This window comes from Collinsella aerofaciens, assembly GCF_028209395.1.
GTDB classification, from domain to species: domain Bacteria; phylum Actinomycetota; class Coriobacteriia; order Coriobacteriales; family Coriobacteriaceae; genus Collinsella; species Collinsella aerofaciens_AZ.
In genome coordinates, this window is the sequence record NZ_JAQLDQ010000008.1 from 21,968 (window position 1) to 35,869 (window position 13,902).

A 13,902-nucleotide genomic window follows, 5' to 3' on the forward strand; every position below is an offset into this window, starting at 1 on the left:
AGCTCAAAAATACAAATTACAGCTCTTGTGATTATACCGTCATATTTGCCGAGATAAATGAGCTGAGCATCGCCTCCCATTCAGACATCCTGCGCCTGTAAATCACAATTTAGCTGCTGGGGGTACGCGGCATGACGAAGGTGAAACTGTCCGAGGTCATCAGGCGCTGTCAGACGAGAGCTGACCGTTACGATACGAATCTCTTGTATTACGTTGCCGGAGAGCATTTTGAATCTGGTGAAATTGATCTTGCTGGACGAGGCGAAATAGCCGGAAGCACCATCGGCCCCATGTTCTATTACGCCTTTAAGCCCGGCGACTTCCTCCTCGTATCCAGGAACCCTCATCTCAGGAAGGCCTCAAGGGTCGACTTCGCTGGCGTCTGCTCGGAGAAGACGTTCGTTCTTGAGACTGCCGATGAGAGCGTCCTGTCGAATGAGTACCTGCCTTGGGTGCTTCAGAACGACAGATTTTGGAACTATGCACAGGAAAACAGGCACGGTTCAACGAACTTCTTTATCAACTGGTCGACCCTTGCCGATTATGTATTTGAGCTTCCGTCGATTGAAGACCAGAAACAAATCGCGACCATTCTCTGGGCAGCGCAAAGCGTTCGGCGCAATTATCGCAAGCTGCTCAAAGCCTGCGATGATGTCGTCAAATCACAATTTGTCGAAATATTTTCCGAGAAAGAGTTTCCGCTGATTCCCCTCTCGCAAGCATGCACGAAAATTACTGATGGCACCCATAAAACGCCCCAATATCAAGAAGCTGGAATTGCATTCATTTCTGCGAAGAATGTCACATCAGATGGCAAGCTAGATTTCAGCGACATCAAGCATATAAGCACGGATGAATATGAGTCCATTCAAAAACGTTGTGAAACCCAAATCGGCGATGTGCTTCTTACAAAAAGTGGATCACTTGGTATGCCGGCTATTGTCGATGTCGATTTTCCAATCGGTCTATTCGAAAGTCTCGCTGTCCTCAAATACCGTCGCGACATTCTTGATGGAGTATTCCTACGAGAACAACTAAAAAGCGCAAGAGTGCAGGACCAATTTACAGGCGGCGTTAAGGGGATTGCTGTAAAACACCTCCATCTAAACGTAATTGGAAGGACGAGCATTATAGTTCCCCCGCTCGAACTCCAGGAGGAGTTCACCGACTTCGTGCTTCAGGTCGACAAATCGAAATTTAAGTTAGGTACCTGCGGTGGGATGCTTTGACGTTGCGCTGGTCGACCATCGCGTACCTTAATGTGGTGTCTATTTTTTTATGGCCAAGGAGCACCTGGACTTGTTCGATGGGCATTCCTTTGTCGATTGCCTTTGTAGCAAGCGTTCTTCTGAACTTATGAGGGTGGACCCTTCCTAAATCAAGCTCGCGCCCCAGTTTTCTAAGCAGCGCCTCGACGCCGCCAATTTGTAGCCTCTCGTGTGGCGCCTTGCTCGATACGAAGAGTGCTTCCGAGCTGTCCATTCGGGTTGACAGGTAATTCTCAATATGGACTTTAGTCTTTGCGTCAAAATATACGATGCGGTCCTTATTTCCCTTGCCGTGTACGATGCACTCACGATTGATGGTGTCGATGGAGCTCCTGTCCAACGAGACAAGTTCGCCCACACGCATGCCCGTGGAGCGCAACAGGTCGATCAGGGCAAGGTTTCGGGGCGACCCGCAGTTATCGCAAAGAATCTCAACGACTTCATCGCTATACGTTTCCTTTATGGGTTGCGGAGCCTTGACTCTTTTAATGCGTCTAACCGGGCTCTTAATGATATGGTCCTCGTCTTCGAGCCATGAGTAGAAGCTTGAGATGATTCTTCGGACATTGTCGACGGTGACGCGACTGACGCCGGCTTTTTGCTGATAGTCGGAAAGATAGGACCTAATCTCTTCGGTTCCCAGGTCGCAAGCTGGTGTATCGAATGATTCAAGCATTTTATTGATGGTGGTTTCGTAGTAGGAGATGGTCCTATCCGAGCAGCCTTCGAGGCGTTTTGCAGACAGAAAAAGATCCAGGAATGATTCGCTTTCACCGTCGCCGCAGTCTTCAGCTAATTGGCTTTCATCGAAAAGGCAGTGCGATAAAACCTTTTTGAGCTGGCGGTTCTGCTGCGTGGTCAGGTAGGGGAGCATGAGACGGGTAATTTCTCTAGCCGTTTTCGTGAGATCCATGGTGGCGTCCTTCCTTGCACGGTGGGTGGCGCTATTTCCCTTTGTTTACCCGTGCGTTATGGAAGGGATGCCGGGTGGCACTTCCGCTGGGCCGCGTCAAGGGAACCCGTGAAACCCCGCGCAGACCTCCGCATCACTCCGGTGCGGCTTTGCCTGCAGAGCAAGATGTTCAAGTGCGTTTTCTTAACGGGGGCATCTAAATGTAAATCGGTATCCAATTCCGCAAGAGACTTTGCTGAAAGCAATGTACCAGCCATCAGAATTCGCTGACATAATAACGATACGGTGGCTTTTGACGAAAGGCGAACGATGAATGCCGACGCCCAACTAGAAAAGGCAGTTGCGTTGATTGACGAACAGATTGCCTCTGCATTGCGAACGACTTACATATTTAGGGAGCACTGGAATGGCGAAAAGCTCCGGAGACGAATCGGCGGTTTTGCGACGCTGATTCAGCCATCGCAAGAGCAGGTTGAATACGATTTCTTTAAGGCATCTCTCGAGTTTTCCGTTAGAAATAACATAGTCAATCCAATACTCGGATCCTTGTTCGCTCTCTATGGTATTGACGCTGCCTGGCCGAAGGGCTCGGCTGTTGTTGGGTCGAATAATGAGAGGCACGAAAGTACGAACCCTATTGAGTTTCTAATTTCAACAAATTGCGAAACCGTAGGGTATCGATACACCCTTCCGGACTCATTTACCGCTATGAAAGTTGATAAAATCCTAGATGCATGGGGAATCAGCAGGATTGTCGTTATCGACTGGTCTGCAGCAGAGATTGAGGGGCTAAAACGATGTCCCAACGAGTTGCGTGTCGAAGGATTCGATAGCGTATTCCAAATACCATCGAGCGGCTTTTTCAAAAAGTTCTTCCCAGAGGATCTCTACGATGAGTTTGTTTATCGCGTTCGAGATGCAGTTGCCAGGGTAGAGGATATCATCGGTCTACAGGCCATTTCTAGCCTCTCCATGCCTCGTTTGGCGCCATTCAGGGCTTCGTTGGTAGATGAAGTTCGTCGTACTGTTGACGGCTTTTCTGAGTCGAATTACACGGTTCAATCAAATCACACCACGTTCAGGCTTGTCGACGAAGATCGAAAAGTGCTCAATACAGCTTTCTTCGATGATGGACTCGGACACTGCCTTGCTGGAACAAAGGGCTTTGCAAGATGTCTTACTACATCGGAGTACCTGCGCAGGTCTTTTTTGCGGGGCGGAGAGTTCGATTACACTTCAATTGTTTGTGGCTATATAAAGGCGGTTGAGCAGCTCGCATATGAGCTTATGCTTGCTACGCTAGGCGAGCCGGGATCAGAAAAACTCTTCATTGCCACAGCTAAGAAAGGAAATAGGGCAGTCGTATACAAGAGACCATTCGATTGGTCTCGAGAGGCTAAACACATCCAGTTCGTCGAATCAAATAAGCGGTGGTTTTCGACAACCCTGGTCGCTCTTGCGAATCTTCTCCATGACAATAAAGAGGCTTGGAGGATTAGCGACGAGGGAAGACATTTCGTGCTTCTCAAGATAAGGGATTTTGCAGGTAAAGATAGGAATGGCTATTTCCACAAGGATAACTTTACGGATTTGGATGAAGTTAATAGGATTAGGCAAGATGCAATTGCGCTTCTGTATTACCTATTGGGCGGTTATGTTATCCCAGGAAGCAAGGAAAAGGCGCTTGAAACGCTTGGATTGAAGCACGTTTCCTATAGCGAAATGTATATGAAGCTAGCCGAGATACCTTTGACTGACTTTGTTTTGGAGTTTGAGGGGCGAAATCCTGTGAAAGCAGTTAGGCCCTTCGAGCAACCTGCCATAGAGTATGACGGTTACGGCCTAGTCTCTTCGAAGGTGCTATTTGTTAGAGTTGACAGCTATCGTGGCGCCCGTGAACGGGAATTGACTGAGGCTGCCAGCAAGGATGACCTCATCGTAGTTGGTCGCGATAATATGCCGTCTAAGCTGTTCTTTGTAAAACGTAACGGCGAACGGGTGCGGTTTTGGTAAGAAAACGGCACGCGAACGAGAGTCCGCGTGCCGACGCGCTTCCGTCGTTTAGCTGCTGGGCGTCTCGTTGCCGCGATACTTAAAGTATGCGGTTGCGATAGCCACAATAGCATCTATAACGGCGAGAACGACCTCATCGTTAGGCGTGTACTTCATCTTTTCCTCCTTTGTCGGGATTCTAAGCTGACGTATGCCAGCAAAAAGGAGGTCGTAAGCGCTAACGCTATGATAACCGATACTCATTTAGCTATTGTCTAATACCGCCAAATAGTGAAGGTGCACGTATTATTTGTGATAAGGACGCTAAAAGACTATTTGCCTTTTAGCTCTTTGCGGATACTGACCACGCGGCTTGCCCACAATCTCATCTCCAGTGTTTTGATTGACGGGGCAATTGCAGGCGATGTAAATAAGAGGGGACAACCGTAAATGAAAGCAACCGAGGCAAATCTACTCGACCTTATGGGTGTGGCGAAGATGCAGTTTGTCATTCCCGTGTACCAGCGAGTTTACTCGTGGAGCGTAAAAGAGTGTGAGGTGCTTTGGGATGACGTTATGCGAGCGGGTCGTGATGACGTATCGCACTTCGTGGGGTCGATGCTCTATATCCCCGAGTCCGAGAGCTCTGCCACGAGTATTTCGCGCGTGCTTCTGATTGACGGGCAGCAGCGCATGACGACGTTTTCGTTGATGATTGCAGCTTTGGCTGACTATTTGGAGAGCAACCCCGACAAGGCCGGCTTCCTTGGCGATCTCAAGATTTCAGCACTGCGGAAGAACTACCTCTTTAACGATGATGACTACAACGGTCTGGCGCGCTACAAGCTGGTGCTCTCGCAGGACGATAAAGAGACGCTGTTCTCCATCGTGTCTGGGTCTCCCGTGCCAGATGAAAAATCGGATCGGATTGTCGAGAACCATGCGTTCTTCCGCGAGAAGATGCACGGGAAATCATTCGACCCTGCAAGGCTTTGGGCGGGGCTAAACCGCGTGCAGGTCATCGACACTAAGCTCACCGCTGGCGTTGATAATGCCCAGCTCATATTTGAGTCCATGAACTCCAAGGGTAAGCCGCTCACGCCTATTGACCTCATTCGTAACTACGTTCTTATGTCGCTTCCCAACGACGAGCAGACCAAGCTCTACGAGGGTTACTGGCATCCGCTCGAGCGCTTGTTCGGAAAAGGCGGCGAGGAAGAGTTCAATGCATTTATCTGGTACTGGCTGTGGCTCAAGGTTCCCAATAGGATGCCGAAGGAAAACGAGGCCTACCACGAGTTCAAACGCTATTTCGCTGATGACTACGATGGAGATACCGAGGGCCTGCTGAAGGAGCTCCGCGAATATGCGCAGAGATATGCCAGGCTGTTCCTTGGCGAGGAAAAAGACGAGGGGCTGCGCCGAGTGTTCGGCAGGATTACTTGTCTTTATGTGAAACCGGTCAGACCTTTGCTGATGCTGCTTTACTCGGTTTATGAAGGAGGCAGGATTGACCGCAATGCGTTTCTTCGTATCTGCGAGACTATCGAGTCGTTTCTGTTCAGGCGGGCGGTTTGCGGCAGGCTTACCACGGGCCTAAATAATTTCTTTGCCGGCATGTATCGCAATCTCGAGCAGCAGGACGATATAGAGGAGTACGTTACGGCGATGCTCCTTATCCATAGCGGTGGTATGACCGCGTACTTCCCGACGGACGAACATTTTGTCGAGGAGTTTAAGACGCGTGACTGCTACAACCGCTTCTCTAAAAAGCGCTATTACCTGGAACGCATGGAGAACTGGCACCATCCGAAGGAGTCCATCTCGGCTGACGATTACCAGATCGAGCACGTCATGCCCCAGACGATTGATGATGAGCACGGTTGGAAGGAATCGCTTGGCGAGAACTGGGAAGACATCCACGACAGGCTGTGCAACAACTTGGGAAATCTAACGCTGACGGGCTACAACCAGGAGTACTCAAACCGGTCGTTCTCGGACAAGCTCAATCTTCCGAACGTGGGACTTATGTGCAGCCCACTCTACCTAAACAAGTCGATCGCCTCGCATGATAAATGGGGCGAGGAGGAGATTAGGCAGCGTGCGGACGAGCTGGCGAAAGAGGCGTGCGAGATATGGAAGTACCCCGATCTTCCGGCAGATGTCGTCGACAAGTATCGCCCCTCTCGCGGGGAGTCTGACGAGGCTCCTGTCTGGACTCTGCAGGAGAATCACCCCACTTTTGCTGAAGGCGGACTCAACCAGAAGCTTTTCGATGAGGTGCGCGAGTCTGTTCTGAGTGGTGACCCTTCGTGGGAGTCCTATATAGCCAAGTACTATGTAGGCTTCAGGTCGGGCAAGCGAAAACTGCATGCCGTTCTAGATGGCAGGACCAGCAACGGTGGTTGGATTGCCGTCGGCCTGGCAAAGAGTGTGGACGAGCTGATTGACCCGGAGGCCATGTGCCAGGACAAGCGCACACAGGGCGGATTTGGGCCGGGTATGCCGACCTATGTTGCACTCCGTAGCGCTGACGATATCCCCGCGGTGCTCGATCTCATAAAGCAGTGCTAGGTTAAGGGCCGGGAATCTAATTCCCGGCCCTTGCCAGCTCGGAATTGCCGATGGCTCATCCGCTCGCCTACACCTCCACGATCCCGCGCGCGGCACTCAACAGCTCGTACTCCCTCTGGCTCCATTGGCGCAGCTCGGCAGTCTCGACGGCATCTCGGCACAAGTCCAGGAACACCTCGGCGCCCTCGCAGAAGCACTCGCGTGCAAAGGCGCCAGATCCGTCCGCAACGCACTTGCCGTCGGCAAACAGCTTCCAGCTGGACGGCTCGCGCGAGTCGTCTCCAAGCAGCTTGGTCTGCAGTACGTGCGGGTCACCGGCGACGCAGGGCTCTTTCTCAAGCACCTGCACGGTAAAGCGCATCTGATAGGAGAGACTGCTCTTGACCATGGCCGAGGCGTAGCCATTTGGCTTCTCCAGAAGATGCATGTGATTCGGTTTGACGACCAGGTTGTGGAAGTTGCGCTCGCTGCGCACGGAGAAATTGTCCATACGGACTCCTTTCATCGATGTTGGCAGGGCCACCGTGCCTCTTGGCCGGTTGGCGTCGGGATCGTGGAGCCAACTCTCTACCCCGACTCTGGATAAAACGTGCCCGCTCCTTGCAGACACGATGGAGTCTATCAACGTGTACGGACAGAAATCAAGCGCCATCCGCGAAATGACGCGCGGATGGCGCTTGATTTCCCAAGTGATTATTCGGCTTTCATCCGGAAAAGTGTCGAAATCAGCCGTGTAAAAGTACGGAAAAGTGTCGTAATACACACTTCAAAAACTCGAAAAAGTGTCGAAATGAGCATCTAGCAACCACGGAAAAGTGTATCATAGTGCTAAAACAGCACGTAATAAGGGGTACGCTTATGCTACAGAGAAAAGCGAAAGCACAGTTTGAATCTTGGCTTGCCTCGTCGCCTAACAAGGCTCTTTTGGTCAAGGGCGCCCGACAGGTAGGAAAGTCATATTTGGTCAACGTCTTTGCAAGCGAGTCGTTCGAAAATGTCGTGACGTTCGACCTTATCGCCGACGCGTCCGTGCGCGATTCGTTTTTGGCGGCAAAAAGCGCGGATGACCTGCTTATGCGCATGTCTATTGCTGCAACGCAGCCGATGGTTGCGAACAAGACCGTTGTGGTTATCGACGAGGTGCAGCGATGCCCCAACGTAGTGACGTTTATCAAATACCTGGTCCAGCGCGGCGACTTTCGATACATCCTTACCGGATCGCTCCTTGGCGTTGAGCTCGAGGGCATCGATTCCCTGCCGGTGGGGTATGTCGAGCAGGTCCAGATGTACCCGCTCGACTTTGAGGAGTTCTGCTGGGCAAGCGGCGTTGCTGCCGGAGCGTTTGACATGCTCAGGGGTTGTCTAAAGGACGAAAAGGAGCTCCCCGGCTATCTGTATGACCGCTTGCTCAATCTGTTCCATCAGTATGTGGTGGTGGGGGGCATGCCCGACGCGGTCAATTCCTTCTTGGCGACGCGCAATGTCGACGAGGTTCGAAACATCCATCGCGATCTTCACGCCCTGTATCGCGATGACATCGCAAAGTACGCTCCGCCTGAGCTACGCTTGGTTATTCGCGATATCTATGATCTGATTCCCAGCGAGGCCGGCTCCAAAAACAAGCGATTCAAACTGTCATCGATTAACGGTGTCAAACGTTTTTCGCAGGTGACAGATCATTTTCTCTGGCTATCGGAGGCGGGTGTCGCGCTTCCCGTGTATAACGTAACGGCGCCCGTGGCACCCCTTTTATTGGGGGAGCAACGAAATCTGTTCAAGCTGTTTTACTTGGACACCGGAATGCTCATGTCGTCGTATTCCAAAAGGGTCGCCCAAGGCGTTTTTGATGGGGAGGCGGAAGACGCCTTTGGCATGAACATGGGGGCGGCGTTTGAGGGCTTCGTTGCCCAAGAGCTCAAAGCCCACGGATTCAGATTGCGCTACTTTACGTCTAAAAAAGTCGGCGAGCTCGATTTTGTGGAGGAGACGCTCGATGGGGAGGTCCTTGCCATCGAGGTCAAGTCGGGCAAGAGCTTTAAGTCCCATGCGGCGCTCGACAACGCGCTCGCGACGAAGGGCTACGGAATCGATCGCGCCCTGGTACTTGCGGAATGTAATCTTCACCGCGATGGTGACGTGCTGTATCTGCCCATCTTTATGGCAGGGCTTTTGGAGCCATAACATGCCGCCGGCTCTTCCGGCCCTCCCTTAACCCTCGCTACTCGTCGTCCCCGTCGTTGGGGTCGCCCTTGAGGGTGTTGATGTCCAGGTACTGGTTGTCGTCCTCTTTTTGCTGGGTCTCCGACTCCGCTTGGGTGGGGCCGGAGAACAGCTGGAATCCCTCAAACGCAATGACGCCGAGCAGGGCAATGACAATGGCGATAAAGGCAACCTTGACTGCCTGCGGAAATTCCGAGAAACGCAGCGCCTTTTCCTTGGCGTAATAATCGGCGAAGCGCTCTTCGCCCGTGCTTTTGGTATACGCCGGTGCGGACGCGGCCTCCGGGTCATATTCCGGTGCAGGCGTGGCAGCGTACGGATCGTTGAGATAATCGCTCGATGCGGTGCCATAATCCTCGGTCTCGATGCGACCGGCGTCAGCATAGCCATCGGAATAATCGGAATATGCCGCACCGCCCTCATAGTCCGCGGCGCTCGTGTTGGCGGCAAAAAGCGGGTTAACTGGAACGTCGAGCGCCGGCATGCCGGTAGAGGTCTCATCCAGATCGGCTGCAGCCCAGAAATCGTAGGCAACCTGATGGGCAACGGGCTCATCGAGCCTTGTGACCGGAGGCTTGCGTGCCGCAGGAACAGGCAACTGCTGGGCGCTGTACATAACGGTGCTGTCGGCCGATTTGCCCTGCGTCGCCGCAGCGAGAAATGCCGCCGTCTCGGACGGGTCGCTTGCGGGGCGGGGAGTGGGCGTGGGCGCCGAAATGGGTGCGGGCGCAGACGCGGGCGTCGAAACAGGCGGCTGCGCAGGAGTCGGCGCAGATGCGGACTTAGGCGCAAGTGCGGGATTGGGGCTTGACGGGCGAGCCCCACCGCCCATGAGTTCGTCGGCGGTCCACGGGCGATCATCCATCACGTCGTCAAGGCTCAGCGAAAACAGGTCGTCTTCACCCTCATCGAACATGCGGTGCACATGTCCACCAATTGCCGGAATCAATCCGCGACCGGTGCATGATGCCTTGCTCAGCGCCATTCTGTTCCACCCTTTCGAAATACCAATGACATCGATTATATGGAACTTCCCAAGCGACTCGGTCTTGGATTCGTGCTTTCCAGAACTCGCGCCCAAAAGGGGAGGGGCAATCCAGGCGAGTACCTACTTGTCGCCGGCCGCCGCCTTGGCCTCGTTGAGGTAGCTATAGAAGCTGTATTTGGAGATGCCAAAGAACTCGCAGGCGCGCTCGCTCGACTTGGAAATGAGGAAGGCGCCGCGACGGTCGAGGTAGCCAATGGCACGAATACGCTCGTCTTTGGTCATGAGTGCCGCGGGCTTGCCCACAAACTGCTCGCACTCGTGCAGCAGGTCCTCGAGCAGGTCGCCGATGTTCTTGGTAATGGGCTCGGGCTCGGTATAGCCCGTGCCGCCGGTGCCGGTAAAGGCGTCGAGCGAACGCTCAAAAGCCTTCATAAGCGTAATGTCAAAGTTGATGCCCAAAATGCCGACGGGCTTGCCTTCGTCGTTGCGGATAAAGATGGTCGAGGACTTGAGCAGCTTGCCATCGGTGGTTTTAGTGAGGTACGGCTCGCGGTCGTGTACGTCGGTGGTGCCCTCGTGCATGGACTCAAACACGATATGGCTGGGGCCGTCACCCAGTTTGCGCCCGCTGACGTGGCCATTTTCGATCACTACGATGGAGTGGTCCACGTCCTCGGTCTCCAGATCGTGGACGACGACTTCGCAGTTGGGGCCAAATTGGAGCGCCAGACCGTGTGCAAGGCGCTTGTAAAACTCAATCTGTGCGGGGGTCATGGGTGCCTTCCTAAAAATTAGTTTGGGCACACTTTGCCATAAACCACACTTGTTCGCAAATAACGAAAGCGTTGCTGCGTTATGTGACCGTTCGGCGGCGAAAAGGTACCGATTGCGGCAACAAACAATTTGTTAGGTTATCCAATCAAAAAGTGTGATAGAACATTGATAACAAACTTTTTGTTTGGCATCCACATAAAAGTTCAGCCGTGTGAATGGGATCGGGCTGAAACGCGTATGCGGGGGCCGGCAAGAGAGGACTTAAGGAGTTCACCGTATGGCCGATAAGATCCAGTGGGCGGGCAACACGATGCCCAAGAGCGATGACAAGCACTTGGGAATCATGAGTCTCGACCACGTGAAGAAGGCCCGTGCCTTCCACCAGTCGTTCCCTCAATATACCGTCACCCCGCTTGCCCGCCTGGACGGTCAGGCTGCGCGCCTGGGTCTGTCCAACCTGTGCGTTAAGGACGAGAGCTATCGCTTTGGCCTCAACGCCTTTAAGGTTCTGGGCGGCTCGTTTGCCATGGCCAACTACATTGCCGACGAGACCGGCAAGGACGTTGCCGAGTGCACCTTCGATTACCTGACCTCCGATCAGCTTGCCAAGGACTTTGGCCAAGCCACCTTCTTTACCGCTACCGACGGCAACCATGGCCGCGGCGTGGCATGGGCTGCCAACAAGCTGGGCCAGAAGGCCGTCGTGCACATGCCCAAGGGTTCCACCAAGCCCCGCTTCGATAACATCGCCGCCGAGGGCGCCACGGTGACCATCGAAGAGGTCAACTACGACGAGTGCGTGCGCATGGCCGCCGCCGAGGCCGACGCTTGCGAGCGCGGCGTTATCGTTCAGGACACCGCCTGGGAGGGCTACGAGAAGATCCCGTCTTGGATCATGGAGGGCTACGGCACCATGGCTTCCGAGGCTGCCGAGCAGCTGCGCGAGATGGCCATCAACCGCCCGACGCACGTCTTTGTCCAGGCTGGCGTGGGCTCGCTGGCCGGCGCCGTGGTGGGCTACTTCACCAACCTGTATCCCGATAACCCGCCCACCTTCGTCGTGGTCGAGTGCGCACCTGCCGCCTGCCTGTACAAGGGCGCTGCCGCCGGCGACGGCGATCCGCGCATCGTGGACGGCGACATGCCCTCCATCATGGCCGGCCTGTGCTGCGGCGAGCCCAACATCCTGGGCTGGGATATTCTGCGCAACCACACCACCGCCTTCGTGTCCTGCCCCGACTGGGTCACCGCTCGCGGCATGCGCACCCTGGGCGCCCCCGAGAAGGGCGACCCGCGCGTCATCTCCGGCGAGTCCGGCGCTGTGACCACCGGTCTGGTCGAGACCCTTATGCTCGATCCCGAGTACGCCGAGCTCAAGGAGCTCATCGGCCTGGACAAGACGAGCTCCGTGCTCTGCTTCTCCACCGAGGGCGACACCGATCCGGATCAGTACCGTCGCATCGTCTGGGAGGGCGAGTATCCGACCTGCTAGCAGACTGACCTGTCCGGAGGCAGCCGGAGGACTTTACTCCCTGCTCGGACAGTCCTGCTCGCACGGAGAGCACATTAAGTGCTCTCCGGCTCGTGCGGAACTCGCGACGGAGCAAAGTCCTCCGTCCGCCTCCTATGGTTACTTGCTTGTGGGGTGCTCAACCTCACGCCGCTTGGCACAAGTGATCTATCTGAAATATCTACCTGTAGGTAAACCCTTGTAGAAAGGTTGACTGTTATGACTAAAGAACTCGATTTTGATGCCATTAAGGCTGCGGCTGAGTCTCATCGTGCTGATATGACTCGCTTCCTGCGCGCTATGATCTCTCACCCCTCTGAGTCCTGCGAGGAGGGTGAGGTTGTTGCCTGCATCAAGGCCGAGATGGAGAGCCTTGGCTATGACGAGGTCAAGGTCGACGGCCTGGGCAACGTTATGGGCTTTATGGGCGAGGGCGACAAGATCATCGCCATCGACTCCCATATCGACACCGTCGGCATCGGCAACATCGAGAACTGGGATGCCGATCCCTACGAGGGCTACGAGACCGACGAGATCATCTACGGCCGCGGCGGCTCTGACCAGGAGGGTGGCATGGCTTCTGCTACCTACGCTGCCAAGATGATGAAGGACATGGGCCTCATCCCCGAGGGCTACAAGATCATGGTCGTCGGCACCGTCCAGGAAGAGGACTGCGACGGCATGTGCTGGCAGTACATCTACAACAAGGACGGCATTAAGCCCGAGTTCGTCATTTCCACCGAGCCCACCGACGGCGGCATCTATCGCGGTCATCGCGGCCGCATGGAGATCCGCGTCGACGTTCACGGCACCTCCTGCCACGGCTCCGCTCCCGACCGCGGCGACAACGCCATTTACAAGATGGCCGACATCATCGCCGACGTCCGCGCCCTCAACAACAACGGCTGCGACGAGTCGACCGACATCAAGGGCCTCGTCAAGATGCTCGACCCCAAGTACAACCCCGAGCACTTCGAGGACGCCCGCTTCCTGGGCCGCGGCACCTGCACCGTCAGCCAGATCTTCTACACCAGCCCCAGCCGCTGCGCTGTCGCTGACTCCTGCGCCATCTCCATCGACCGTCGCATGACCGCCGGCGAGACCTGGGAGTCCTGCCTGGACGAGATCCGCAACCTGCCGGCCGCCAAGAAGTACGGCGACGACGTGAAGGTCTCCATGTACATGTACGACCGTCCGTCCTGGACCGGCGAGGTCTACGAGACCGAGGCTTACTTCCCCACGTGGATCAACAAGGAGACCGCTCCGCACGTCAAGGCCCTCGTCGACGCCCACAAGGCCATGTTCGGTGACGAGCGCATCGGCTGCGAGCCCAGCATGGACAAGCGCACCGGTCGTCCGCTGTGCGACAAGTGGACCTTCTCCACGAACTGCGTCTCCATCCAGGGCCGCTATGGCATCCCCTGCGTGGGCTTTGGCCCGGGTGCCGAGTCTCAGGCTCACGCTCCCAACGAGGTCACCTACAAGGACGACTTGGTCACCGCTGCTGCCATGTATGTGGCTGCCCTGAACCTCTACGATCCGAGCCAGGCCGATGGCGATGCCACCGTGTTCCGCGCCGGTCTGACCAACAACAAGATCGACTAGTCCCATTCCTCGATCTTGTTGAGCCGGGGGCCGCTCGTGTCCCCGGCGCCTCCTGCTG

The 13,902-nt window shown here is 54.8% G+C and carries 10 protein-coding genes and 1 riboswitch; of the genes, 6 read left to right on the forward strand and 4 right to left on the reverse strand.

The annotated features are described in order from the left end of the window. Positions 1 to 131 precede the first annotated feature (131 nt). Positions 132 to 1,229, forward strand: a complete 1,098-nt coding sequence (locus tag PMW67_RS04855; protein ID WP_271738889.1) for a restriction endonuclease subunit S — start codon at positions 132 to 134, stop codon at positions 1,227 to 1,229. Here the strand turns inward: PMW67_RS04855 and xerA are convergent. Beyond that, a complete protein-coding gene (gene xerA / locus PMW67_RS04860; RefSeq protein WP_118256648.1) occupies positions 1,198 to 2,181 on the reverse strand; it encodes a site-specific tyrosine recombinase/integron integrase in 984 nt (327 codons plus the stop codon). The two genes, PMW67_RS04855 and xerA, sit on opposite strands and share 32 nt — an antisense overlap. A gap of 309 nt (positions 2,182 to 2,490) precedes the next feature. Here xerA and PMW67_RS04865 point away from each other — a divergent pair, with 309 nt between their 5' ends. Both PMW67_RS04865 and PMW67_RS04870 read left to right on the forward strand, forming a co-directional pair. Beyond that, positions 2,491 to 4,194: a hypothetical protein gene (locus PMW67_RS04865; protein ID WP_271738890.1), complete on the forward strand. Its 1,704-nt coding sequence runs from the start codon at positions 2,491 to 2,493 to the stop codon at positions 4,192 to 4,194. Between the two features lie 429 nt (positions 4,195 to 4,623). Beyond that, entirely contained in the window at positions 4,624 to 6,747 is a 2,124-nt protein-coding gene (locus PMW67_RS04870; protein ID WP_271738892.1) for a DUF262 and DUF1524 domain-containing protein, read from the forward strand. A gap of 67 nt (positions 6,748 to 6,814) precedes the next feature. Here PMW67_RS04870 and PMW67_RS04875 read toward each other — a convergent pair whose 3' ends face one another. Continuing rightward, positions 6,815 to 7,237 (reverse strand): hypothetical protein, encoded by a 423-nt coding sequence (locus PMW67_RS04875; protein WP_271738893.1) that lies wholly within the window; start codon positions 7,235 to 7,237, stop codon positions 6,815 to 6,817. 8 nt (positions 7,238 to 7,245) lie between these two features. Then, a riboswitch (SAM riboswitch) is annotated at positions 7,246 to 7,336 on the reverse strand. Positions 7,337 to 7,605: 269 nt separating this feature from the next. Between PMW67_RS04875 and PMW67_RS04880 the strand changes: the two genes are divergently transcribed. Further along, a complete protein-coding gene (locus tag PMW67_RS04880; protein ID WP_117843103.1) occupies positions 7,606 to 8,928 on the forward strand; it encodes an ATP-binding protein in 1,323 nt (440 codons plus the stop codon). A gap of 37 nt (positions 8,929 to 8,965) precedes the next feature. Here the strand turns inward: PMW67_RS04880 and PMW67_RS04885 are convergent, their stop codons facing one another. Together PMW67_RS04885 and PMW67_RS04890 are read right to left on the reverse strand one after the other, a co-directional pair. Continuing rightward, a complete protein-coding gene (locus PMW67_RS04885; protein WP_271738894.1) occupies positions 8,966 to 9,952 on the reverse strand; it encodes a hypothetical protein in 987 nt (328 codons plus the stop codon). Positions 9,953 to 10,075: 123 nt separating this feature from the next. Next, positions 10,076 to 10,729, reverse strand: a complete 654-nt coding sequence (locus tag PMW67_RS04890) for a helix-turn-helix transcriptional regulator (protein WP_022094290.1) — start codon at positions 10,727 to 10,729, stop codon at positions 10,076 to 10,078. Between the two features lie 277 nt (positions 10,730 to 11,006). On the opposite strand from PMW67_RS04890, the gene dpaL reads away from it, so the two are divergent. Together dpaL and PMW67_RS04900 are read left to right on the forward strand one after the other, a co-directional pair. After that, positions 11,007 to 12,221 (forward strand): diaminopropionate ammonia-lyase, encoded by a 1,215-nt coding sequence (gene dpaL, locus PMW67_RS04895; RefSeq protein ID WP_055252227.1) that lies wholly within the window; start codon positions 11,007 to 11,009, stop codon positions 12,219 to 12,221. A 237-nt stretch (positions 12,222 to 12,458) separates the two neighbouring features. Beyond that, positions 12,459 to 13,844 (forward strand): YgeY family selenium metabolism-linked hydrolase, encoded by a 1,386-nt coding sequence (locus tag PMW67_RS04900; protein ID WP_099432046.1) that lies wholly within the window; start codon positions 12,459 to 12,461, stop codon positions 13,842 to 13,844. Positions 13,845 to 13,902: the final 58 nt, after the last annotated feature.

What these genes read in the sequence shown, in the direction of transcription:
- PMW67_RS04865 (WP_271738890.1), top strand. Translation starts at nt 2,491, where the DNA reads ATGAATGCCGACGCCCAACTAGAAAAGGCAGTTGCGTTGATTGACGAA.
- PMW67_RS04890 (WP_022094290.1), bottom strand. Translation starts at nt 10,729, where the DNA reads ATGACCCCCGCACAGATTGAGTTTTACAAGCGCCTTGCACACGGTCTG.
- PMW67_RS04855 (WP_271738889.1), top strand. Translation starts at nt 132, where the DNA reads ATGACGAAGGTGAAACTGTCCGAGGTCATCAGGCGCTGTCAGACGAGA.
- PMW67_RS04870 (WP_271738892.1), top strand. Translation starts at nt 4,624, where the DNA reads ATGAAAGCAACCGAGGCAAATCTACTCGACCTTATGGGTGTGGCGAAG.
- dpaL (WP_055252227.1), top strand. Translation starts at nt 11,007, where the DNA reads ATGGCCGATAAGATCCAGTGGGCGGGCAACACGATGCCCAAGAGCGAT.
- xerA (WP_118256648.1), bottom strand. Translation starts at nt 2,181, where the DNA reads ATGGATCTCACGAAAACGGCTAGAGAAATTACCCGTCTCATGCTCCCC.
- PMW67_RS04875 (WP_271738893.1), bottom strand. Translation starts at nt 7,237, where the DNA reads ATGGACAATTTCTCCGTGCGCAGCGAGCGCAACTTCCACAACCTGGTC.
- PMW67_RS04900 (WP_099432046.1), top strand. Translation starts at nt 12,459, where the DNA reads ATGACTAAAGAACTCGATTTTGATGCCATTAAGGCTGCGGCTGAGTCT.
- PMW67_RS04880 (WP_117843103.1), top strand. Translation starts at nt 7,606, where the DNA reads ATGCTACAGAGAAAAGCGAAAGCACAGTTTGAATCTTGGCTTGCCTCG.
- PMW67_RS04885 (WP_271738894.1), bottom strand. Translation starts at nt 9,952, where the DNA reads ATGGCGCTGAGCAAGGCATCATGCACCGGTCGCGGATTGATTCCGGCA.